22 protein-coding genes are annotated in these 24,252 nt (G+C 34.2%); 9 read left to right on the top strand and 13 right to left on the bottom strand.

The window, feature by feature from the left end:
* Nucleotides 1-171: 171 nt before the first annotated feature.
* Nucleotides 172-1,497 carry a class I SAM-dependent methyltransferase gene (locus SAGCYANO_RS31535; RefSeq protein ID WP_202223687.1) on the bottom strand — a complete coding sequence of 442 codons (1,326 nt, stop codon included), beginning with the start codon at nucleotides 1,495-1,497 and terminating at the stop codon, nucleotides 172-174.
* Nucleotides 1,498-1,599: 102 nt separating this feature from the next.
* Here SAGCYANO_RS31535 and SAGCYANO_RS31530 point away from each other — a divergent pair, with 102 nt between their 5' ends.
* Both SAGCYANO_RS31530 and SAGCYANO_RS48245 read left to right on the top strand, forming a co-directional pair.
* Nucleotides 1,600-1,797, top strand: coding sequence for a hypothetical protein (locus SAGCYANO_RS31530; RefSeq protein WP_202223686.1), 198 nt, complete (start codon nucleotides 1,600-1,602; stop codon nucleotides 1,795-1,797).
* A gap of 63 nt (nucleotides 1,798-1,860) precedes the next feature.
* Nucleotides 1,861-1,992, top strand: a complete 132-nt coding sequence (locus SAGCYANO_RS48245) for a hypothetical protein (RefSeq protein ID WP_255502774.1) — start codon at nucleotides 1,861-1,863, stop codon at nucleotides 1,990-1,992.
* Between the two features lie 540 nt (nucleotides 1,993-2,532).
* On the opposite strand, the gene SAGCYANO_RS46055 is transcribed toward SAGCYANO_RS48245, so the two are convergent.
* From SAGCYANO_RS46055 to egtD, 6 genes are all read right to left on the bottom strand, one after another.
* Nucleotides 2,533-2,733, bottom strand: coding sequence for a hypothetical protein (locus SAGCYANO_RS46055; RefSeq protein WP_237396885.1), 201 nt, complete (start codon nucleotides 2,731-2,733; stop codon nucleotides 2,533-2,535).
* Between the two features lie 462 nt (nucleotides 2,734-3,195).
* The gene (locus SAGCYANO_RS31525) at nucleotides 3,196-3,690 is read right to left on the bottom strand and encodes a DUF427 domain-containing protein (RefSeq protein WP_202223685.1); all 495 of its coding nucleotides are present in this window, start codon (nucleotides 3,688-3,690) and stop codon (nucleotides 3,196-3,198) included.
* Between the two features lie 899 nt (nucleotides 3,691-4,589).
* Nucleotides 4,590-5,324: a 2OG-Fe(II) oxygenase gene (locus tag SAGCYANO_RS31520; protein ID WP_202223684.1), complete on the bottom strand. Its 735-nt coding sequence runs from the start codon at nucleotides 5,322-5,324 to the stop codon at nucleotides 4,590-4,592.
* Between the two features lie 517 nt (nucleotides 5,325-5,841).
* Complete coding sequence (gene ovoA, locus SAGCYANO_RS31510; RefSeq protein WP_202223682.1) at nucleotides 5,842-7,209, bottom strand: 5-histidylcysteine sulfoxide synthase; 1,368 nt, start codon at nucleotides 7,207-7,209, stop codon at nucleotides 5,842-5,844.
* Between the two features lie 361 nt (nucleotides 7,210-7,570).
* Nucleotides 7,571-7,714 carry a hypothetical protein gene (locus SAGCYANO_RS31505; protein WP_202223681.1) on the bottom strand — a complete coding sequence of 48 codons (144 nt, stop codon included), beginning with the start codon at nucleotides 7,712-7,714 and terminating at the stop codon, nucleotides 7,571-7,573.
* Between the two features lie 19 nt (nucleotides 7,715-7,733).
* A complete protein-coding gene (gene egtD / locus SAGCYANO_RS31500) occupies nucleotides 7,734-8,732 on the bottom strand; it encodes an L-histidine N(alpha)-methyltransferase (RefSeq protein WP_202223680.1) in 999 nt (332 codons plus the stop codon).
* A gap of 1,138 nt (nucleotides 8,733-9,870) precedes the next feature.
* On the opposite strand from egtD, the gene SAGCYANO_RS31495 reads away from it, so the two are divergent.
* The 4 genes from SAGCYANO_RS31495 (at nucleotide 9,871) to SAGCYANO_RS31475 (ending at nucleotide 14,386) form a co-directional block, all read left to right on the top strand.
* Nucleotides 9,871-10,314, top strand: a complete 444-nt coding sequence (locus tag SAGCYANO_RS31495; RefSeq protein WP_202223679.1) for a hypothetical protein — start codon at nucleotides 9,871-9,873, stop codon at nucleotides 10,312-10,314.
* A 684-nt stretch (nucleotides 10,315-10,998) separates the two neighbouring features.
* A complete protein-coding gene (locus SAGCYANO_RS31490; protein WP_202223678.1) occupies nucleotides 10,999-12,771 on the top strand; it encodes a peroxidase family protein in 1,773 nt (590 codons plus the stop codon).
* A gap of 1,072 nt (nucleotides 12,772-13,843) precedes the next feature.
* Entirely contained in the window at nucleotides 13,844-14,122 is a 279-nt protein-coding gene (locus SAGCYANO_RS31480) for a hypothetical protein (RefSeq protein ID WP_202223676.1), read from the top strand.
* Nucleotides 14,123-14,140: 18 nt separating this feature from the next.
* A complete protein-coding gene (locus tag SAGCYANO_RS31475; RefSeq protein ID WP_202223675.1) occupies nucleotides 14,141-14,386 on the top strand; it encodes a hypothetical protein in 246 nt (81 codons plus the stop codon).
* A 108-nt stretch (nucleotides 14,387-14,494) separates the two neighbouring features.
* On the opposite strand, the gene SAGCYANO_RS31470 is transcribed toward SAGCYANO_RS31475, so the two are convergent.
* From SAGCYANO_RS31470 to SAGCYANO_RS31445, 6 genes are all read right to left on the bottom strand, one after another.
* Nucleotides 14,495-14,926 carry a hypothetical protein gene (locus SAGCYANO_RS31470; RefSeq protein ID WP_202223674.1) on the bottom strand — a complete coding sequence of 144 codons (432 nt, stop codon included), beginning with the start codon at nucleotides 14,924-14,926 and terminating at the stop codon, nucleotides 14,495-14,497.
* A gap of 609 nt (nucleotides 14,927-15,535) precedes the next feature.
* Nucleotides 15,536-17,647, bottom strand: coding sequence for a prolyl oligopeptidase family protein (locus tag SAGCYANO_RS31465; protein ID WP_202223673.1), 2,112 nt, complete (start codon nucleotides 17,645-17,647; stop codon nucleotides 15,536-15,538).
* A 155-nt stretch (nucleotides 17,648-17,802) separates the two neighbouring features.
* Complete coding sequence (locus SAGCYANO_RS31460; RefSeq protein ID WP_202223672.1) at nucleotides 17,803-17,985, bottom strand: hypothetical protein; 183 nt, start codon at nucleotides 17,983-17,985, stop codon at nucleotides 17,803-17,805.
* Nucleotides 17,957-18,730, bottom strand: coding sequence for an SDR family oxidoreductase (locus SAGCYANO_RS31455; protein WP_202223671.1), 774 nt, complete (start codon nucleotides 18,728-18,730; stop codon nucleotides 17,957-17,959). The genes SAGCYANO_RS31460 and SAGCYANO_RS31455 overlap by 29 nt, the downstream gene beginning before the upstream one ends.
* A gap of 317 nt (nucleotides 18,731-19,047) precedes the next feature.
* Nucleotides 19,048-19,713 (bottom strand): nuclear transport factor 2 family protein, encoded by a 666-nt coding sequence (locus tag SAGCYANO_RS31450; RefSeq protein WP_202223670.1) that lies wholly within the window; start codon nucleotides 19,711-19,713, stop codon nucleotides 19,048-19,050.
* A gap of 5 nt (nucleotides 19,714-19,718) precedes the next feature.
* Nucleotides 19,719-19,934, bottom strand: coding sequence for a hypothetical protein (locus tag SAGCYANO_RS31445; RefSeq protein WP_202223669.1), 216 nt, complete (start codon nucleotides 19,932-19,934; stop codon nucleotides 19,719-19,721).
* Nucleotides 19,935-20,207: 273 nt separating this feature from the next.
* On the opposite strand from SAGCYANO_RS31445, the gene murG reads away from it, so the two are divergent.
* The 3 genes from murG (at nucleotide 20,208) to SAGCYANO_RS31430 (ending at nucleotide 24,191) form a co-directional block, all read left to right on the top strand.
* Nucleotides 20,208-21,278 carry an undecaprenyldiphospho-muramoylpentapeptide beta-N-acetylglucosaminyltransferase gene (gene murG, locus SAGCYANO_RS31440; RefSeq protein WP_202223668.1) on the top strand — a complete coding sequence of 357 codons (1,071 nt, stop codon included), beginning with the start codon at nucleotides 20,208-20,210 and terminating at the stop codon, nucleotides 21,276-21,278.
* Nucleotides 21,279-22,131: 853 nt separating this feature from the next.
* Nucleotides 22,132-22,839 carry a hypothetical protein gene (locus SAGCYANO_RS31435; RefSeq protein ID WP_202223667.1) on the top strand — a complete coding sequence of 236 codons (708 nt, stop codon included), beginning with the start codon at nucleotides 22,132-22,134 and terminating at the stop codon, nucleotides 22,837-22,839.
* Nucleotides 22,812-24,191, top strand: a complete 1,380-nt coding sequence (locus SAGCYANO_RS31430; protein ID WP_237396884.1) for a mechanosensitive ion channel domain-containing protein — start codon at nucleotides 22,812-22,814, stop codon at nucleotides 24,189-24,191. Before SAGCYANO_RS31435 ends, SAGCYANO_RS31430 begins: the two co-directional genes overlap by 28 nt.
* Nucleotides 24,192-24,252 lie beyond the last annotated feature (61 nt).

Here is a 24,252-nt window from a genome sequence, read left to right as displayed (position 1 = left end):
ACTTACCCACCTTCCCAAAATTTCATATCATCTCCCACAGAAATTTTTTTTCAGTAGTAGGTTGGGTAAAAGGACGTTAGCGGAGCTTATCTGTAGGATAAACCCTACATCATTAACACAAAACCAAGAAAGGTTTGTTGGATTTCACTATCGTTCTACCCAACCTACTAACTACAAGTAAGGCTCCAAAAGCATATACAGAAATGGGTCTAAGGTATCCAACAATTCCTTAATTTCGTCCCAAGCTTTCTCTTGGGTCACAGATTCTAGAGTAATAGGGTCTAATGGTCTAATCTTGACCCACCGTTCCACCAAAGATTCAATAGTACAAACATCATCCCATAGTGGCAGTATACAAACAGCTATACTGCTACCTATATGAATAGGTTTTAAAGTTGGTAACTTAACATAAATACTAATCTCGAAAGGTTTATGGTTATTGATACAGCTAATCAAATCTTCCCTCGCTTGAGAATTTCGCAGTTGAGGATGTAGCTGTACCTTGGCCTTTTGCCAGTCAGAGTTAGTCCATTCTGAAATAGGCACAAAAGACTGACCTTGTTGGGGATGGCCACACCAAAAGTCTAGTAAACGGTGTATAGGTTGTAATAGCTCAAATAAATGCAGTCGCTCCTCTACAGAAATGTCTGGTAAACTCATTCCTAAAAAAGCTGGCAAATCATCCTCATTTTTGAATAAATCCATAATTTCCCAATGTCGCCAATTAACCATACTAATAAATTCTAAATCAGCATTTTTCAGAGCAGCAAAAACTTCCGGGATAGTAAAACCTTTATCTCCCAATAGTAAATAATTACTCAGCATCCACTCTTCATATTTTGCTCTTTCTGGCTTCCAAATTTGTTGTTTCAGTATGATTGAATCTTTCAAAGCTGCAATAGTTTCTCGCGCAATTTCCATCTCCATTTCTCCAGGATTTTCATTCATTAATCCCATCATTTGAAAAATTTCTTGAACTTTAAAATAGTTATGTCGCTGTAGGGAACTATGGAGATTTGTTCTAATAATTCCATCAGGTTTTAAAACAGATTTCATTGCCTGCAAACCCATAACTATATCTGGCAATAAATAAAGCACTTCATCACAGTTAATATAGTCAAACTCTAAACCTAAGCTTGACAATTCTTCTATGGGAAAAACATGAAATTCGGCATTATCAAAACCGTGATATTGCAGACGTTGACGAGCTAATTCTACAGACTTTTCAGAAATATCAATACCGACTATTTTTGACCCTGGATTTGCTTCTGCTAATATTAATGCTTTATAACCACTGCCACATCCTGCATCTAAAATTACTTTCCCCTCAGTATTTATTACTTTTTGATTTCTCAGATAATATGGTGTGACAAAATTATGAATATAAAGAAATTCATAGTCATCTTTAGGAGATTTTTCTACAGGTATTCTAGGATAAGTTACTACATCAAATTGTTGACGAATTTTTGCTTGTAGTTCTGATTCTTGAGGGTTCATAATTGTTTGATTGGTAGTGCTGAGTTATAAATATACCTATTCTGTATAATTATGAATAGATTAAATTTTGATTGATATAAGAATTGATCGTAACATCGTAATATGAATAATCAAATAACTTTCATTCTCAAAGTCCTAATTCTCTCTGCTGGACTGTCTTTGCTAATTAAATATGCTGGCCCTTATCTTTCTATTTCCTCTACAGCAAGCAATGCCATTATTGCTGTACTCACACCTCCAATAGTTGTAGGGATATTACTGGGATGGCGACTTTGGGGACAAGTTCAGAATGTTGAATAAGGGGGACAGAAACTGGGTTTTTGAGGAAATTTCAGAGAAATTTTAGAAAAGCAAGAAAGTTTGATGACCAGATTTCCTTATGACCAATTTGCTAAACAATATTTAGAAGAATTACTATCAACTATTGGTGAAGTAAAAGCACCTCGTGAAGTGCGGGGAGAAGCTAGACAAATAGATGTCTGTGTTATCTTGTAGATTCTACTGATACTTTTAAAATAGACTAAACTTTGCGAGAAAAAACAGGTTTATTGCTAGATGAATGCTAGAAAATCAGTAAGCATTTCCTGCGGAATGCTGCGCAAACAGTTATTAGCTGTCAGCTCTCAGCAAAAGAAGGGGGTTTTAATGAATATAGACTGTTTAGTTAGCTTTTATAGGAACTATAAATTCTGACTCAATTAGTAAAGTAAAGCTTTTATCTCAAACTAAAAGCAATAGCTGAAGTTCGCAGTTCCGACCATAGGAGGCTGGCTGATAGCTGACGGCTGAATGCCTACGAAAATCAAAAAGAGGGGTTGTCAAATTCGACATTGATAAAGGACGGCTGAGGATAGCTTTTTCATACACAGAATTATATTTTTTATCTATTTGTTATCAGTCAATTTTAGTATCTGATAAAACTTGTTCAGCAAACATATTTAATACTTTGCCAGTTCAACCTTTTTCCAGACATTTTTTCATCATCAAACGACTTTCATCAATTTCACCAATACATTCAAAGGGAGTATGGGTTGATCAACCTATCATTGCTTTAAAAATCGACAGTAAATCTTCATCATCAAATAAATTTACCTGAAAAACTTCATCGATAATATCCCGCTGACAAAAAGTCATTAACCCTAGCCAAACATAGGCACATTTCGGGAATTTTTTACACCAAGGTTTTTTAATATTACAGGAATGAATTTTTGGAATAATTTCAGGATATTTACTCAAGTTTTGAAAAATACGAAGCTCATAAATAGGTTGGAGGATACTAAAGTATTTAAAGTTAGATAAGAGATAAGATATTATCCGGAATAAATTGGTATAAAAGTTGTTATGCTTCTAGACCTTTCCCCCATTGATGGTTAACTTCTCTGCCTATTTATTCTCAGAATAAATTTCCAGTATTAGCACTTTTTTCGTGAGCTAAACATAAGTAATTGTATCCTTTATCTAACATTAAAAACAATGATTCAAAGACAGATACTGGAGTTTATGGAGCAGTAATTCCTGAATTTTCTGGGAAATATAATGGGATAAAAGCTTTATTAATTGAACAGAAATTAAATCTTGCTACAAAATTCGGATACCTTGATATATTCATTTAAACACTTTCGTTAAGTGCATAGTCTTATTCCTGAAAGCTGACAGCTAATAGCTGTTTGCTTATCTTATATATTCTATATTCATTATTTACCAACCTCTTGTACCAGGCTCACCTTTAAATGGTCCGACAATATCAGAAGTAATCCATCCTCCGTAAAGATTACCAGCTTGAGGCTTTACTAACTCATCATTGACATAACAAGCATCCATTAAATTAGCATAGAAACTATAATATCCTTTTATGGGAAGAAAACTAGGGTTTGGCTCCAAATATTGCCATACTGGATGATTTACATATTTATCTCCTACTGAGATATCGTAATAGGAAGCGTAACCTTTCCACTCACAAAAAGTTTTCTTGGGATTAGGAATTAAATACTCTACCTTAACATCTTCAGGCGGTATGTAATAACAAGGAGGATGGCTAGTTTCTAATACTCTTTTTGCTTTATTTGTTTCTGCCAAAACTACATTATTAAAGATTACTCGAATAGATTTATCTGTATCTTCTAAACGGGGTGGACGTGGATAATCCCACACTGATTCTTGACCTGGTTTTGGTGGAATTGGATTAGGTTTCATTGTCAATAGTCTCCTAATTTTAATATACCTATATATTTGGCAATTTTGAAAGCAGGATATTAGAAATTATGTAAGCATTTCCTGCGGAATGCTGCGCAAACAGCTAGCTCGCTGTCAGCTATCAGCAACAAGACTCTCTCATATAGGACAGTATTGAAATTAACAACTGACTTTAAGGGTAAGGGAGGCAACTTTTGTAGTAAGACAATTAAATATTGCTTTGATCCTAAACTAAAAGCAATAGCTGAAGTCCGCAGTTACGACCATAGGAGGCTAGCTGATGGCTGATGGCTGAATGCTTACGAAATTATATCTCTAAAGTTAGTATAAAAATAGAGTTATAGGGCTACTTGAATCGGTAATAGGGAAGAGGGAATAGGGAATAGTAAACTGTTAAAGGGTTTCAGGTTTAAAGAAGAAAAAAGAAAAAATTTTCCCTACCGCGTCAATATTCTTCTTTTCAAGGAGAGGTAATTGTTAATTAGGGTTTGCTGATTAAATCTAAAAGCACTGAAATATAAAGCTAGAGCGCATTTTTAGTTAAAAAAAGTCCAAGCTTAATGGTCATAATGGTTCAAAAAATTAGCATTTTAGGTGGCTTTGTTGCGCAGAATAATCCCTTGATTATTCTTCCTCCTACCTCCTAATTAATTCCCATTTATCCTGTCTTCCCTTCCCCTCCTGGGAGGGGTTAGGGGTGGGTTGGGAGGGGAGGGGTTAGGGGTGGGTTGTCTCCTGTCTTCTCCTCCCTCCTGGGAGGGGCGAGGGGTGGGTTGGGAGGGGAGGGGCGAGGGGTGGGTTGTCTCCTACCCTTACCCATAAGAATTTTTCAGCAAACCCTAATTATTAATTGTTGAATTATCTATAATTTAACTTTAGCTTGAGTTAGTATTACCCGATTAAGAGTAATTTGGGTCTGTATTTAAAACGTCTTCTGAACTATATAAATAAGTATTCAGTTGGTCTTTAACTACAAAACTAGCATTAGGTAAATCGTAAGCCATAACAATATTAATTCGCTCCCTTGATTCTGTTACTGGACGAACGCTATGTAGAGATTTATTGCCAGCCATAACTAACAGTAGACCTGGCTGAGGTTTAATAATAATTTGTTTTCCAAAGGTGTGACGAAAAAAACTCAATTGTTGTACCCGGTCTATCACATTCTGAAATCTAGAAAATTTAGCTTTGGGTAAGATGATTCTATAGTTGGGATAAAATTCGATTTCTCCTCCATCAACTTTGTTCAAATATAAGAGAGCTGTAATAGCGTTTCGGTCATAATGCCAGCGATATGTACCTCCTTTTTCAGTAATATTAATATTGCACCCTACTTGAATATCATTTAAAGGAAAAAATTGTCTATTTGTTACGTTATTAATAACTAGATTCACAGTTTCGTATAGTTTTTGAATTTCTGGAATCTGAGACTTAATTATTTTTCCATCTATGACAAAATAACTTAAGGGAATGGGTTTAATATTGCGATAAATTTTAGGAATAGAATTTTTCTGGCGATAATCGGTAATTAGTTGTAATAAGGAATCACATTCTTTGTGAGAAAGAAAATTTTCTTGCAAAAAATATCCTGCTATTTGAAATTCTTCTGCGGATGTAATTTGAGAGTCTTTCATATTAATTTATCTAGGATTTTTTCTATTTAGGGTTTGCTGATTAAATATAAAAGTCTTGATCTATAAAGGTTTTGGCCTTTAATGGTAGTGAAAAAGTACCAGGTTTTTGCCTTACGGAAAGCTCAAAAAGTGAGTATTGGCGTAAGTTAAGAGGCAGAACAATCTTGGGATAATTTTTCCTTTGTACGTCCTCTACAACTCCTGATTCCTCTTGACTCTTCACTACTCCCTACTCTCTGTCAAGCGCAAAAAGACTTTTGAGCGCAAACCCTATTTAATATAATTGATTAATGGTCAAAAAAAATTGGGAGTAATACTTTCAATAATTGATAATTGATAATTATCTCTCCCTAAAAGGAAGAGGATTGAATAAAAGGAACATATTTTATTGTTTCTCCTTTAAAGGAGAGGCTTTAAACCTGAATTATTCGGTAAAAATGTAAGCATTCAGTCGTCAGCCATCAACTATAGCTTTTAGTTTATGTTCAAAGCTTTATTAATTATTAATTATTAATTATTAATTATTAATTTTTGAATATCCCTGAACTATTCTAAAACCAGCGTGTTGATAAAAGTTTGGACGAAACCAATTACGATAATATTTCAAAGCTTCTGTTCCATTAGTTATCCAACATCCCCCTAACATCATATTATGTCTACTATCAAAAAATGGAGCCGAATAATCTTCATATAGTTGATGAGTTTTATATCCTGAAAGAGGATTCAAATTATCAGTTAACCATTCCCAAACATTACCCCGCAAATCATATAATCCCGATTCATTTTTTGCAGTTTCTAATAAACCAACTGGAGAAGGAGAACCAAATTTAAAATTCAGATTATAATTATCTGCTTCTGCTTCTTTACCATTACTATAAGTTGCTAAGTTATATTCAGCTTCACTCATTAACCGAGTATTTTCACCCCTCCAACAACAATAAGCCATTGCTTCATAATGATTAACTTCTACAGGCCAATCTAAAGGTAAATCTATTTCATCAAACATGGCTCGATATCTATATTTATAGTTACCATTTTCAGGTCTCCAAAATTTAGGATGTTTGATGTTATTTTGAGTTTTCCAATGCCAACTTTCTTGAGTCCAATAATCTTGATTTTCGTAACCACCAGACTTAACAAATTCTAGAAATTCTGAATTAGTAATTAAATATTTACTAGCAATAAAAGGTGAGACTTCCACTTGGCGATCGCCATATTCTATGTCCCAACCAAAAGTAGGATAATCTGCTGGTTTACCTATTTTTACTACCCCAGCAGCAACTTCAACCATTTCATTATCAATTTGCCTAGCATTTGTAGGAGCATATTCCCAATTACTAGGACGTTTTAGTTTTTCTACAGGTAGTTGCCGAAACAACATAGATGAAGTTTCGATATGGATGCGTTGATGTTCGATACCCATCATTAATCCCCACAGAGGATGATTTTGATGGATGGGAAGATTTAAAGGAGTTTTCTCAATTAGGTCTAATATAATTTGATAGACTTTTTCTCGATACTGCCAAACATCTTCAAGTTTAGGCCAGTTTATATGAGCGATCGCTTGGTCTAACTCTTCTGGTATTTCTGGATCTACTCCCAATTCAAATAATATTTCATAGTTAGGGTTGAGGCGTTTTTCTAATAATTCCACACGAATTAATTTATTGATGTAGAAAACTGCTGAATGTCCGAGATAAAAAATTAAAGGATTTCTCAAAGGGTCGGGATTGGAATAAAATGTTTCTTCACCGACTAGACTGTTCATCAAAATATCTTCAAGTTGCCAAGCATTCTGAAAGTAGTCAAGAATTTCTTGGCGTAGGTTGCTGTTAGTATGACAACTATCAAATTTTGGTGGAGTAGTAGATTTTATCTGGTTCATAGTGTTATTAACGGGAAAATAATTTTAATTGTTTACTTTTGCAAGGTGTTTAAGATTTAGGATTCAGTTTTTTTGTGAATAAGGAATAAAGAAAGTAAAGGAAAACAACATTAAGTAGTAGCTTTCCACAAGGATTAGTAGGCACTCAAGACAGGATTATTTTTATGATAAAAAACCTCAATCTAGATTTACACTTCATTTGAAAACGCTATAGGTTGTAATATTTTACCGAAGAATTAATAATTAAATAATTAAGTAATTCAGGTTTAAAGCCTCCCCTTTCAAGGGAAAAAAAAATAAATTTTTTCCTTTTATTCAATCCTCTTCCTTTTAGGGAGAGGTAATTATCAATTATCCATTATCAATTATCAATTATTGAACGTAGGGGTTTTGTCTCCAAACCCCTACAGTTTTTTCCCACTAATTGCTGAGACATGACCTCTCTTTGGGCAACATTCCATAGGAAATGTTTACCATATTTTTTTCTTCCTTCTTCCTTCTTCATTCTTCCTTCTTCCTTCAAATTAAGCTTGACAAAGAATTAATCCAAACCACTTTTTAGGGTCTGTCCATACTTTCTTAACTTTAAGTCCTTTTGTTTCCATCTCTGTTTGAATAACTGCTAAATCAAACTTGCGAGAAACTTCAGTCAGAATACTTTCCCCTTTTTCAAAATCAACCTTTAAATCTAGAATTTCTAAAGAGAAGGTGACATTCTCTTGACAATAAAGACGCATTTCTATTTGAGATTTTTCTTGATTATAAATAGCTTTATGAGTAAATAAATCGAGGTCAAAATTTCCTTGGAAACGCCAATTCAAATGGGATAACATATTCAAATTAAAAGCAGCCGTAACTCCTTGACTATCGTTATAAGCTGGTTCTAAAATTTCTTTGGGTTTTTGTAAATCTATACCAAGTAAAAAATAATTTCCTGGTTTTGAAGCATCAGTAACTTGGTTCAAAAAACGGTCTAATTCTTCTGGTGGAAAATTACCAACAGAACTTCCCAAAAAACAAATTGTTCTGTTTAGGGAAGTTCCTACAAAAGAGGTTGGTGTAGGGTTTGACTTTAGATGAGCTAAAGTTTCATCATAAGTGCCAATAAATCCTTCAATAGAGAAATTTGGATATTTTTCTTTTAGCTCTAATACGCTATTTTTGAGTATTCCCCCACTTACATCAGTAGGTACATATCTAAAAGAACCACCTACTTTTTGATAAGCATCTAACAACAGGCGAGTTTTGGTCGAACTACCACTGCCTAATTCTACTAATTCACAACATCCAGTTAGTTGAGCAATTTCATCTGCATATTCCTCTAGAATGGAAGCTTCTGTACGAGTCGGATAATATTCAGGTAACTGACAAATATCTTCAAATAGTTCTGAACCGCGATCGTCATAAAAATATTTGGGGGGCAAACTCTTGGGACTTTTTTTCAATCCGGCAATCACATCTTGTCCATCATTTTTTACTGCTTGATAGTTGTCATTGATAACGGTTAAAAGTTGTGAGGACATTCTGTAACTCCTACATAATAGGTTGGATAATCAAGAGTTTTTGTTAACAAATTATGGACAAAAATTTGTCATCATAAAATTCTTCTAGAAAAATTTTAGTATAAATGTTCCTTGGAGTAAATGAACAAATCTGGAAGTAAATGGCTACTTTTGAGGAGTAAAAGCAACATATAAATCTTTTGTTAGTTTTGTAGATTGAATGGTAGACCGCGCAAGTACGGAATACCAGATATGGGAAAAGGAAAAAGGAAGAGAGAGGAAGGCTTAAAAGTCTGAAAAAAAAACTTAAATTTCCTCGAAATCTTCACTAGATATTTACCCTTGGGTTTACACAAATGATAAAGCGCAGACATGATATAAATGGTAGAAGTAAGGAAGAAGGAAGAAACAAGAATGAATAAGGAATAAATATTTAAAAAGATAGAAAACGAGAGATATAATTATCTAAAATAAATTTATTTAGCTATTTTTAATACCAATTTCATAAACTTAAACAACGGTTTTCAAGAATTTAGAATTAAGAATTAATAATTTAGAATTACCTCTCCTTTAAAACGGATAGGATTGACTAATCATCAAATTTTTTCTTCTCTTGGTCGATTGGATATGGCGCAGGTTTCGGAGCCATCCCACCCTAACGGGAAGCTCTGCTAACGACCGCTTTTATCCTCTTAAAATAGGAGGCTTTCAACCACAATTTTTCGGTAAAAGTAATCTATCAAGCTTAAAAACCAAGATGTCAAGTTCTATGTAGTTTTACTTGAGGAAATTGGTATAAGCATATCTGAATTAATATGGCAATCCTAAATAGGTTGCGAAAAATCAAAAAGTAGATAAAAAAACTGAAACTCTTACCTGTTCCCTGTTCCCTAAAAAGCAGTAAGATTTTTGACACGAATAAAATAGGATTGCTATATATACCTTATTTTTAGCATTCTTTTTCAAAGTGATATTAGATAAAAACAATAGACCTTGAATATTCTTTACAATAAAACCAACTTTTTCCCACACAAAAATTTGGCTTAATTAACTAACTATAAAACTATAGATTTAGATAGATTATTTTCTTGACGAAGAGTAATTTTTTGGTATTGTTATAATATTCACTATTTATTGAACCCTTCAACGAGGAAAAAACATGAGCAATCTTATGACTAAGTTTTTCAGCAGTGTGTGGCATAAGTTCCCACAACAAATATCTAAATTAGTAGCTACATTAGTAACAACATTTGTCTTACTATTTGTCGGCACATTTTTCCTACCAGTACCTTTAGCCCACGCAGCATATTCCCTATCTTGTGATGGATTGGATCATGGTGGCAATCCTTATACAGCATCCTATATAAATGGATTGTTTACTCAAGTCCGGTTTGATCGTTCTCCAGATTTACCCCCTGTAGTCTCGGAATTAACCTACGATACTGTCAATGAGCAAGGTCAACCAGTTTACCGAGGTGGTTTCTTGGGAGCAGCAGATGTAGTTCTTATCGATATATCAGGAGGTAATGTCAAACCTGGTTCGGAAGTATCAGTATCAGTTGACAACCTGTGGAACCAAGAAAGGGGTATTTGTGGAGTGTAATAAATAATACTATTTCTTTGTAAAAATACGCTTAATAATTCTTACCGGGACTTTAGCAAAAAATACCTTTTAGCCAATCCTCTTCTTTATAAGAAGAGGTAATTATTAATTATTAATTATTAATTGTTGAAAATACACCACTACCTACTCCTTTTAGTTATGTATAGTAGTGAAGAATGGTGGCTGAAACGCCTACTATACTGTTACCGAAATAATTACAATGCACCACTACTAAATTTTAATCTTAATAAAAATTAACTCTAAGAGCGATATATTAAACACAAATAAATTCATTAATTATACAATGCTAAATAAAGTCAAATTTATATCGGGAATCTTCACATAAGTTAATCAAAAAATAACACTAGGCAATTACTGTACTTAATAGTTATATTGTAAAGGAGTTAAAACGTAAGCATTTCCTGCGGAATGCTGCGCAAACAGCTATTAGCTGTCAGCTGTCAGCTTTCATGAGGGAGTTTAAATGAATATAGACTGTTTTAGCTGGCTTTTGTAGTAAGTATCAATTCTGAATCAGTTAGTAAAGCTTTTATCTAAAACTAAAAACAATAAGCTGATAGCTGACGGCTGAATGCTTACGTTAAAACTATATTTTTAACCCACCCTTGAGCCTTACTCTAAACTCAAGTCCTCAAAATATAACTGTTATAAAAGGAGAGCTTTATGAAGTGGTCTTGGTATAAATTTCCTACTCCCATTGCATTGCTAAAATTACTTGGATTTCGTAACAAATTAAGAGAAGAAAACCTTCATAATACGGCACAATTACCTACTCAAGATGACATTGAGTTACCTCTACCTCTACCAGACGATCGCCATTTAGTTGTGCGTACTGCTGATGGTAGTTTTAATGACTTGGAAGACCCCAAAATGGGTATGGCAGGTACTCGCTTTGGGCGTAATTTTCCACTTAAGAATGTTTATCCTAATGAAGAGAATTTACTTAATCCTAACCCTCGTGTGATTAGCCGAAAGTTATTGACGCGAGAGGAATTTGTACCAGCTACTACCCTAAATCTATTAGCTGCTGCTTGGATTCAATTTCAAACCCATGACTGGTTTTCTCATGGAGGCAATCAACAGGACAATAAGTTTCAAATTCCCCTGGAGGAAGGCGATCCTTGGCCTGAAGAATATCGACCTTTAGAAATCAAAAAAACTTTACTAGATACAACTCGTAGCGATGAGAATACACAAGGACCTCCCACTTATATTAATACAGTTACTCATTGGTGGGATGCTTCTCAAATATATGGTAGCGATCGCGAAACAATAGATAAGTTACGTTCCCATGTAGACGGCAAAATGTTAATTGAGGATGATGGTTTATTACCTATTAATTCTGAAAATGGTATCGATCTAGTAGGGTTTGACGATAATTGGTGGATTGGACTGAGTATGCTCCACACTATATTTGTCAAAGAACACAACACAATTTGCGACCATCTTAAACAAGAGTATCCTGCATGGACAGATGAAGACCTATTTGACCATGCTCGTTTAATTAATGCTGCTTTACTAGCAAAAATTCACACCGTAGAATGGACTCCGGGAATTCTAGGACTTCCTGCTTTACAAATAGCTATGGATTCTAACTGGTGGGGTTTATTGGGTCAACATTTCAAGAATATTTTTGGCCGTGTGGGAGATAGCGAACTGCTGAGTGGTATTATTGGTTCTTCTACTGACCATCATACAGCTCCCTACTATTTAACTGAAGAATTTGTTTCTGTGTATAGAATGCACCCATTAATGCCGGATGAATTTAAGTTTTATTCGGTTAAAAACGGGAATTTATTACAAAAGAATAATCTATTTGAAGTTGCTGGTAATCGTACTAGAAATCTGGTTGAAAATTTAGAAATGCCGGATTTGTTTTACTCATTTGGTATCACTAATCCAGGAGCAATTACTCTATATAATTATCCGAGTTTTCTTCAACAACTTGTGCGAGATAATGGTGAAGTTTTTGATTTAGCTGCTGTAGATATTTTGCGAGACCGGGAGCGGGGTGTTCCTCGTTATAATGATTTTAGAGAATTGATTGGTCGTGGACGAGTAAAATCTTTTGAAGAGATTACTGATAATGAAAAATGGGTGAAAGAATTACGAGAGGTTTATCAGAATAATATTGATAGTGTGGATTTAATGGTGGGTATGTTTGCGGAAAATCCTCCCACGGGATTTGGTTTTAGTGATACTGCTTTTCGTGTGTTTATTCTTATGGCATCTCGAAGATTGAAAAGCGATCGTTTCTTTACTGAAGATTATCGAGCTGAAATTTATACCCAATTTGGTTTAGATTGGATTGATAATAACAGTATGTTGACTGTTTTACGTCGGCATTATCCTAGTTTAAGTCGGGCTTTATTTAGTGTGGAAAATGCTTTTGCACCTTGGCGAAAGGTGGGTGTTTCAATAATGGATAATGGATAATGGATAATGGATAATTAATAATTGATCATTACCTTTCCCTAAAAGGAAGAGGATTTAATAAAAGGAAAATTTTTTCTCTCTTGGTCGATTGGATATGGCGAGGAGACCGCTCTTATCAGAGCCGCTCCGCTAACGCCATCCCATCCTAACGGACTGCTCCGCAAACGACCGCTTGTTTCTCCTTTAAAGGAGAGGATTTTTACCTTAATTATTCGGTAATAACGAATTCAAAAGTAAGAAGTAAGAAGTCAGAAGTCAGAAGTTATAAGAGTTATCATTTTAATTAGGGCTTACTGATTAAATATCAAAGCATTTATAGATAAAAAATTTAGCTTTTTTGTGTCGAAATAAAGTGCGTTTGTTTCAGTCTAAAATGCTCAAAAAGTTAGCATTTTGGGTAGACAAGCAGAAGAAAAACCGAGGGGAAAAATATCCGACTACCTCTTCTATAATTCCCATTTATCCTGACTCCTCCCTTCACTCATAAGACTTTTTCAGCAAACCCTAATTAGTAAAATTAATTCTCCCTAGTGCAGGATGGCGGAAATAACTGACCAGTTACAAAATCCTAAAACAATTACAAATCAAAAATGATTAACTTTTAACTTTTAACTTTTGACTTTTGACTTTTAACTTTTAACTTTTAACTTCCGCGTAGCGACACTAGCTATTAGAAAAGTAATAAAACCTATATTTAGGAAACAGAAAAATGTTAGATATTATCAGCTTTAATCCATTTCGAGTGAAAATTCCATTTTTACTAGACATCATTATAATTTCTGATTCAGAGCAAATAAAGAAAATTGAAACTTCAGGAGATGTAGACCGTTTACACACATACGATACTGCTTCCTTACCTTAGTGGGCAAAAATTTATTTTAGAGCTACTAAATTTCACGATCGAGAGCGTGACTTATGGTTTTGTCCTTTCGAGTCAACTTCTAATCCTACCTATCAACAAAGACGAGCATATCTTGAGGAAAAAGTGGCAACAAGTTATAGTGAAGCAGATGTTAAAAGAATTGCTTAACTGTTAAATAAAAATGCAGAAGATGAAGTTCTTGCTTATGAAATGGTGCAAATAGTTAATCAAAGATTTTTTGATAAAGAGATTCCTCTACCTATTACTAAAACTGCCAAAAATACAGTACAAAGTTTAGGCGAAGCTATCTTGCCGTGGAAATATATAGCTGGTAGAAAAGCACAGAATCAACTGATGAATTACTGTGCAAAAAATCTTCCCAATGATGTTCATATTTTAGATGTCGGACATAATATTGGGGAGGTTGTGCAAGCAACAACAGGTGGATTAAGAACGTTAAAAAATAACCTAGATAAATCAGTAGAATAAATTTTTACATCTAATCCTTTGACTCCTCAAGCACCACGAATAGCTGTGAAGGAATCAAATTTTGATGGGTTATTATCATCTCCTACAATTCCAGGAAAAACAGTTTTTATCTTTAAAATTGGAGAAGCTGCTATTGAAACCCAAGATATAAATTTTACCTTTAGCACTGGAAGTTCAGAAAGAGCTTGTGTATTTAAAGATTTTTTTCTGGAATTTATGAAAGATTTACAACAAGAGTTGCGTCAGACAAAATCTCAAAGTTAGGATTAGGGTTTTAGTAGTTAGTAGATATTGCAAAAAAATATTAATGGGTTGAGTTACTGAAAAAAAATTAAACACTACGGATTGATTTGGAATTTATTCGGCTTTGTACTAAAACTCTAGAACAAAGTTAAGAACTCGATATTTTTCCCAGTAAGCATTTCCTAGATAAATATTTGGCGCAACTTCTCTAATTTCATCCCTAATTTTTTGAGCAATAAAAGATGTTTGAGAATAGTCAAGAATGATAGACTCTCCCTCATCAAGCCAGCTTTTTCCCAAATAAACTTCTGCTTTAACTAATTCTATATTTAGAGGAGTTATCTTATTTAGTAAGTAACCTTGTTCTCGATCAAAAATTTTACCTTGCCAAGCTAGAAATTTAATAATTGAGGAAATATTCTGAGAAAAAGATGTGCCAGGAGCAAATATTACTGTGCCTTTACTTTCACCATCAGGAATAATACCTGTCTGGCTATTTTTGTAAAGTTCATCTAGCTCAGGCTGTAGCATATTCTGTAAGTCATTAACTGTAATTGTCATTTTTCTAAATTTTTAACTTCCAATAATAATTATAACTTAAGGTAGTTTATAGCTGGCTAATCTAATCGTTAATTATCCTTCTTTGGTATATGGTTTAATTTGCTCGAAAAAGTAATGTTCAACAGGTTGTTTCTGTTGAAGATTTTTGGGGAGGAATATTTACCGAATAATTAATAATTAATAATTAATAATTAATAATTAAATAATTCGCGCCTTGAAGCCTCCCCTTTTAAGGGGAAAAAAGCTGTTGAGGGATGGCGTTTTGCTCCGCAACATATAAAGCGGAGCGGCTCTGTCAAGAGCGGGTCCCCTCGCCATATCCAATCAACCAAGAGAAGAAATAATATTTCCTTATTTTCAATTCCGTAACGGTTTTAACCAGAGGTAATTATCAATTATCAATTATCCATTATCAATTAATGAATGGATTTTTAGTTGGTTATACCGGAGAATAATTTATCAAATCATTATTGGAGTTATGATTAACTAACAACTTACAACACTTTTTAGGAAGCGTGAGGTACAGTGTTAAAATTAATCTTTTTTTCCCTACTCCATACTCCCTAAAGTCCTAAAATTTTGACTTCATCAACTCCAAAAATGCTGTAATTAATTACCAAAATGTTCTGGCAATTCAATCTGAAAATTTCTCAGCAAAAAAGCAAATTCATCTGTAATTTCTTCAATAATTTTCGTAGTAGGTTTTCCTGCTCCATGACCTGCTTTAGTTTCAATTCTAATTAACACTGGATTATCTCCAATATGAGCGGCTTGTAAAGCAGAAATAAACTTAAAACTATGAGCTGGAACAACTCGGTCATCATGGTCAGCAGTAGTAATTAAAGTTGCCGGATAAGATATTTCTGGCTTTAAATTATGTAGGGGAGAATAAGCATATAAAGCTTTAAATTCTTCTGGATTATCTGGAGAACCATAATCAGCAACCCACGCCCAACCAATAGTAAATTTATGGAAACGTAACATATCCATTACTCCCACTGCAGGTAGAGCTGCACCAAATAATTCTGGTCTTTGAGTTATACAAGCACCTACCAATAAACCACCATTACTTGCACCAGTAATAGCTAATTTTTTCGAGGAAGTCCAGTTATTTTCAATCAACCATTCAGCAGCACTAATAAAATCATCAAATACATTTTGTTTATGTTGTTTTATTCCTGCTTTATGCCACTCTTCACCATATTCTCCACCTCCACGAATATTGGCAACTGCATATACGCCACCCATCTCTAACCAGACTAATCTACTAATAGAAAAACTTGGAGTGATAGAAATACTAAACCCTCCATATCCATAGAGAATAGTCGGATTATTACCATCCAGCTTCAGACCCTTTTTATGAGTAATAAACATTGGTACTCTTGTACCATCCTTACTACTATAAAAAATTTGCTTGGTTTCAAATTCATCAGGATTAAAATCTACAGTTGGTTGACGATAAATTTTACTTTCACCACTGACCAGATCGTACTGATAAATAGTTGAGGGAGTTGTGAAACTAACATAACTATAAAATGTAGTTGTCTCGTAACGTTTACCATAAAAACCACCCACAGAACCAATTCCGGGTAAGTCTACATTTCTGACTGGGGAACCATCAAGATTAAATATTTTTACTTGAGTATGAGCATCTTTTAAATAGAAAGCAACAAACTGATTATTAAGTGTACCTACTCCTCTCAATGTATCTGTTGTTTCAGGAATAATTTCTTGCCATTTATCCTTATTTTCTCCTGTGACTAAAGAAGGAGATGGAGGGTTATTAATATCAATAGCAATAACTCGTCTTTTCGGAGCATCAAAATCTGTGACAAACCAAAAGATATTATCATCATTATCTATCAGACGGTATTCAGCTTCAAATTCACTAATTAGTTCTACTATCGGCGCATCTTCTATAGTTAAATCCTGATAAAAGACCAAATTTTTGCGGTCTGTACTTTGCCAAACTGTAATAACTAAATATTTACTATCTTCCGTGACATAACAATTGAAACTCCATTCTTTTCGCTCTGGTTTTTCATAAATTAGTACATCCTCATTTTGAGGAGTACCTAAACTATGGTAGTAAACTTTTTGTAAATAATTAGTTTCTTCTAATTCTCCTGCTTGTGGTTTTTCGTAGCGACTATAAAACAAACCTTGATTATCATTTTTCCAAGCTGGTACATTAAATTTTATCCATTGCAAAACATCTGGTAAATCTTCTCCCGTTTCAATATTTTTAATCCGCCATTCTTGCCAGTCTGAACCAGACTTAGAAATACCATAAGCGATTAATTTTCCATCTTTACTAATAGCAATTCCCGAAAGAGCAACTGTTCCATCTTCTGAGAATTTGTTGGGGTCTATCAAAACTTTTGATTCAGCATCAAGAGAAGGCAAAGTGTATAAAATACTTTGATTTTGTAAACCATCATTCTTGTAATAGAAGTAGCGATCGCCTTCTTTGAAAGGAACGCTATATTTTTCATAATCCCAGATTTTAGTTAGTCGTTTTTTGATGTTTTCTCGTTCGGAAATTTCTGAGAGATAATTAAAAGTAATTTCATTCTGCGCCTTTACCCATGCTTGAGTTTCTTCTGAATTAGGGTCTTCTAACCATCGATAGGGGTCAGGAACTTGAACACCATTATAATTTTCCACTATGTCTGTTTTGTGGATAATGGGATATGTTAAAGGTTGTTTTGGATATTTCATCTTTTTTGTGTGTAAATTGTTTCTATCATCTTAGAAGTTGAGATGAATTTTAGTCTTTTGTGCAAAAAAAAATTCATCATTTCTTATCTGTAATTTATCAATTACTTCTCCCTGTTCCATATTCCCCCTTTTATGGCAGGGCTAATTCTTTGTCGTCAGAGAATATTCATCAGATAATTGTGCAAATCTCCCCATCTCCCCATCTCCCCATCTCCCCATCTCCCCATCTCCCCATCTCCCCATCTCCCCATCTCCCCATCTCCCCATCTCCCCATCTCCCCATCAATTCCCTGCCCTTTTATGGAGATGTCAATGATGTCGATGAACCATAGTTGCATTAGCCTGGTCTGTGGGTACTACCAATAGTTCACTGATATTAACATGGGGCGATCGCGTAACGCAGAAAAATACTAAATCTGCAATATCATCTCCGGTTAATGGTGTCAAGTCTTTGTAAACATTCTTAGCCTTTTCTGTGTCCCCATGGAATCGGACATTACTAAATTCTGTCTCTACTAAACCTGGTTGAATCTCAGTGACTCGCACAGGAGTTCCTAATAAATCCTGTTTTAACCCCTCAGAAATTGCTCTAACAGCAGCCTTAGAAGCACAATAAACATTACCTCCAGGATAAGCAGCACGACCAGCAATAGAACCAATATTAACTACATGACCTTGACTACGATTAACCATTCCTGGTACTACATAGCGAGTCATGTATAGTAATCCTTTAACATTAGTATCAATCATTTCTTCCCAATCGTTGAAGTCCCCAATATGGAGTTTCTCTAAACCACGACTTAAACCAGCATTATTAATCAAAATATCAATATTTTTCCAAGGGTCAGGCAAAGAATTTATTGCTGATTCTACTGCTAGGCGATCGCGTACATCTAGCTTTAATAAATAAATTTTACACTGGAATTTTTTAGTTAATTCATCAGCAAGTTTTTCCAGTTTTTCTTGGCGACGTGCAGCCAAAATTAGATTTGCACCTGCTTGAGCAAATACATTGGCACAAGACTCTCCAATACCACTACTAGCACCTGTAATTAAGACTATTTTATTATCAACAGAAATCATATTGACTATTCTATAAATTTACCAGTTTGATTTAATTATTTACCGAAAAATTCAGGTATAAAGCCTCTCCATTCATGGAGAAAAAAGCGGTCGTTTTGCTGGCGCATAACTACGTTAACGCTACGCGACATGAATGCGAGCGCATTCCGCACCGAAAAGCGCAGCTTCCCGAAGGGTGGGATGGATGGGTTTCCTAAGCATATCCAATCGACCAAGAGAAGAAAAAAAATCCTTTTATTCAATCCTCTTATTTATATTATTTATAAGAATAAATAATTCTAAATTCTAAATTCTAAATTCTAAATTCTAATGACTCCTTAGAACTTATCCAAAACCCTTAAACGATGGGTACTAATAGTAATACCTCCTTTTCGCATCAAAACTGTTGATAACCATTGATCCTGAGAATTTTCTGTAGCCTCACCAATTTTAAAAATTCCCCCAGAAGGCAATAGTTCTAATTTAAATTTAGCAGGCTCAAAATTATAAGAATTTTCATTAATTGGTTCTTCCCAAGCAGCTCCTAACATAATTTGTTCGCCTAAAGGTTCTGCAACAACCACATCAAAGTTATACTTTTCACCTACTTCTACTTCTACTGGTAAATTGATATTAATAGTAGGCGGATTTTTGCCTGATGTAAGTTCACTACGCTCGGCTAAAATTTCTTGTTCAACAATTTTTTTACCTTCATAACGTTGTTGAGAAGTAATTGTAGACTTTAATGTTATATTTCTATCGTTCATTTCCTGAATACCAGTAATGTAAGTAACAGTTTCAGCCACAATTGCATCGCCATCTATTTCCCAGGATTTTACTTCAGTACGATATTTAACTGATTGATAAAGTTGCCAGAATTCAGATAAAGCTTCTGACAAACTTTCCCGATTTAAACCATCAGAGTTAGTAAAATCATTACTATAGAAATCCATTACATCTTCTAAGTCTTGACGACTGGCAGCTCGATCGATTTTTTTCAACATATCGGTCAGTTCATCAGGGTTTTATCTCTATCTTGAGCTAAAGCCAAATTAGGAGATAAAACTATTCCAGAAGAAACAGTTAAACTTAGTAATAAAGAACTAAATAATGTTATTGATAATTTCTGAAATTTCATCAAAAATTTGCTTTGGGAACGAAATATAATTTGAGAAATAATCATTTTTAACTTATAAAAGTTGTTAGAATCGAATTCTATGGCCATAGGTTTGATTTTTACCGAATGTTACTGCATTTAAGGACTGATTATGAAATATTTAGACCTTCTGCAAAACTGAAAGTTATAGCAAGGAATGAGTTGGTTAGGATATAGATTGATGATGAACCTGAGACAGAGAAAAGCTTTTGTCACTGTTCCCTATTCCCTGTTCCCTGCTATAGATAATTTACAACACACAAATTATCAATTTTCATTACTGTGGCTTTTTGATTTGAGATTTTTGACTTATTTCATTGTTATACCAGGGAGAAAGAAACCTTGACCAATACATCAATTAAATTGTTAATCGCGGCCAGTGGCACTGGCGGACATTTATTTCCAGCGATCGCCACTGCTGACCAATTAAAGGATTATCAGATCGAATGGCTAGGAGTACCTAATCGTCTAGAAACTAAGTTAGTGCCATCCGAGTATCCTCTCCATACTATATCAGTTGAAGGTTTTCAACAGAAATTGGGCCTGGGAACTTTAAAAATTTTGAGTGGACTGATTGGCTCTATTCTAAAGGTAAGACATATACTTAAGCAGGGAAACTTTCAAGGATTGTTTACCACAGGCGGTTATATTGCTGCTCCGGCCATTATTGCTGCTCGTTCTCTAGGTTTACCAGTTATTCTCCATGAGTCTAATGTGTTGCCAGGAAAGGTGACACGCTGGTTTAGTCGTTTATGTAATGTAGTGGCAGTGGGTTTTGAGGAAGGAGCAAAATATCTTCCTAATAGTAAGACGGTTTATGTAGGTACTCCTGTCAGAGAGCAATTTTTGTCTCCCCAAGTGTTAGATATACCTATTCCAGAAAATGTCCCTGTAATTGCAGTTGTTGGTGGTTCTCAAGGAGCAGTTTCGGTTAACCAATTAGTGAGAGAATGTGTTCCTGCATGGGTTGATGCTGGTGCTTGGATTATTCACCAAACTGGAGAAAATGACCAAGATGCTTTTAGTGTAGAACATCCCCAATATTTTCCCACGACATTTTATAATAATATGGCTGGTTTATTTCAGCGGGCAAATTTAGTGATTAGTAGAGCAGGAGCAGGTAGTTTAACAGAGTTAGCAGTTACTCATACACCATCTATTTTAATTCCTTATCCTTATGCTGCTGATAATCATCAAGTTTATAATGCTAATGTATTTGCAAATATGGAAGCGTCAATAGTTTTTCCTCAAACAGAATTAACTTCAGACAAACTTAAAACAGTAGTTTTGGAGTTATTAAATTCACCAGAAAAACTGGAAAAAATGAGTCATGGTTCGGAAAAATTAGCAGTAAATGATAGTGCTAAAAGATTAGCAAATTTAGTCGGTCGATTATTGAATAATTACTCATAATTGAGTTTGAGCAAAACATCATCAAATAGATCGGAAAATTTTGCTTCGTGAATGGGTTTAAAATATTCTTTCCACTGCTGTTTTTTTCCCTATCTGATATGCTTACTGTTTGAAACCAGTCCAGAAAACAAACTTTTTCTGTAGGCTATTCTTAATAGACTAGGAATAATTCTTTCCTTAAACCCTAGAAGAAAAAATTCTCTGAATAAAATCAGATTAGTATCTTGAATTAAATCCTTATACTTTATCTCTATAAAGTAAGGATTATCATAATTCCAAGGTAACCATTCAGCTATTAGCTGTCAGCTATCAGCAACAAGACTCTCTCTTATGGGATAGTGTTTAAATTAACAACTTACTTTAAAGGCAAAGGAGCCAACTTTTGTAGTAAGACAATTAAATATTGCTTTTATCCTAAATTAAAAGCAATAGCTGTTAACGTAGTTCCGACCATAGGAGGCTAGCTGAAGTTCGCAGTTCTGACCATAGGAGGCTGGCTGACGGCTGTTTGCGCAGCATTCCGTAGGAAATGCTTACTAGAAAGTACCAATAAGTTAACAAATTTAGTGCGTCAATTTGTCCACAGCAAATTAGTCTATAATTGTAAGCATTCAGCTAGCTCGCTGTCAGCTATCAGCAACAAGACTCTCTCATATAGGACAGTATTGAAATTAACAACTGACTTTAAGGGTAAGGGAGGCAACTTTTGTAGTAAGACAATTAAATATTGCTTTGAAAATAAACTAAAAGCAATAGCTGAAGTTCGCAGTTACGACCATAGGAGGCTAGCTGATGGCTGACGGCTGAATGCTTACCTATAATTAAAGGTTCATTGAGGTTTTCAAGGGTAGCTATGTGGTATGAATATTTGTGGCTAAAGTTGAAAAAACTGGCAAGAGGCGAACAAACAAATCGCTCTCTAGTAATTAATAACATGAGGATTTTTCCACTGCGGAGAAAAACAGCTACAAAACAAATTTTCAAAATATTAATAATTGCTTGTTTGTTACCTTTATTATTTTTCATAGTACCAGCTTGGGGGCAATCTACTGCTACTAATAATAATTTTAAAACAGCTCCAGTAGAGCTTAATGGTCAAAACTTATTTCAAGTAGCAGGTAATGATGAGACCAATTTGACGGCTGCTAAACGGGCTGAAATCATCAGTTCAAAATTAGAAGATATCTTAAACTCAGGTGAATCTATAGAGGTAGACATAGACCAGCAAAATAAAGAAACAATTCTGCGTGCTAATAATAACTATCTACTCACAGTAACTGTGGCAGATGTTAAAGGAAGAATGAAGATAGAAGAGCAAGCAGTAATCTGGAAATATAAAATTGAAGAAGCTTTGGAATTAGCTCAAACAGAACGTCAGCCAGGTTATATTTTCAAAGTATTAATCATCAGTATTATTCTAATTTTAGCTGCCTTAGCTCTAGAGTTCTCTTATCGTTTTTTGAATTCAAAATTAGCAATTTATTTGAGGAAAAATATCCTCAATTTGTCAATTATTTACCGACAATTTTGCCATTGGCTGGAATTGCTGTTAGAGTCATAGTCTGGATAGTAGTTGTCTTCTATATAACTGATTTAATACCATTAATTCGCGACTATCGTAATCAGGTATTAAATTTTTTAATAGAGAGCTTTACTTCTCCTATTTTTACTCTAGGTAACAAAGGTTTTTCCATTTTAGACATAATGTTTTTAGTCGGATTAACCATTGCAATGTGGAAAGGAGTCGGATATTTTATTAAAATCTTCAGAACTAAAATTATTGGCTTAACAGGAGCAGAGCAGAGCATTCAAGATACAATTAGTTTCTTAGTTCAATATGGCTTGATTTTCTTAGGTCTACTCATTCTTCTGCAACTTTGGGGCGTAGATGTTAGTTCTTTAGCAATTATTGCTAGTGTCCTTGGTGTAGGTATCGGTTTTGGTCTACAGAATATTGCTAACAATTTTATGAGTGGCATTATTCTAATTTTTGAGCGACCTATTCAAGTAGGTGATTTTATTCAAGTTGGAAATTTAGAAGGTATTGTTAAACGGATTGGTTTACGCAGCACTTACATTACTACATTAGATAAGATTTCTTTAATTGTTCCTAACTCTCGTTTTCTAGAAAATGAAGTTTTAAACTGGAGTCACAACAATCCGATTTCTCGGGTAAAAGTTCCCATAGGAGTTGCTTATGGTTCTGAAATTAAGTCAGTTAGAAAAGCTATTTTAGAAGTAGCTAAAAGTCATCCAGAAGTATTATTACATCCATCACCGCAACTATGGTTTCAAGAATTTGGTGATAGTTCTCTAAACTTTGATTTGCTTGTTTGGATTAGAGAACCTCAGAAAAAACATAAGCTAAAAAGTGAACTAAATTATCGTATTGAAGTAAGTCTAAGAAAATATGGAATTGAAATTCCTTTTCCTCAGCGAGATTTGCATTTAAAATCTCCAGAAATAGAGCAAATGATTCAGACTTGGATGCAGAAAAATACTCCCCAGTCTGTAGAGCTTTATTATCCTGATAATTTTGTACATAAACTGGAAAGAAAAATTTCTGATTTAGAGCTAGATGAAGAGGATAATTTAACTGTATCAACCAGAGATAATATCGACAGTAAAATTCTTAATAATATAGATATAGATACCTTGATTAAGGAAATGCGTGGTTCTCATGGAGTAGCAATAAAAGACCGCCGACATCGGTGGGGTATTTACTCAAAATGTTTTGTTGGTTCTGAGGCAGTAAAATGGTTAATGAGGACTCAAAATTTTAATTTACAAGAAGCAATTTCAATTGGTCAATTATTAATCGATCGTGGGTTAATTCATCATGTCTTAGATAAACATGGTTTTAAAAATGAATATCTTTTTATAGTTTTTATGAAGAAGAATAGTAGGGTTTAACAATTAATAATGAATAATTAATAATTAATAATTAAAGAAGGCAGAAGGCAGAAGGTAGAAG

This window comes from Okeania sp. KiyG1 (assembly GCF_014132355.1).
Classification (GTDB): Bacteria; Cyanobacteriota; Cyanobacteriia; order Cyanobacteriales; family Microcoleaceae; genus Okeania.
Note: the sequence above shows the minus strand (reverse complement) of the source record. Positions and strands in the feature narration are given on the sequence as shown.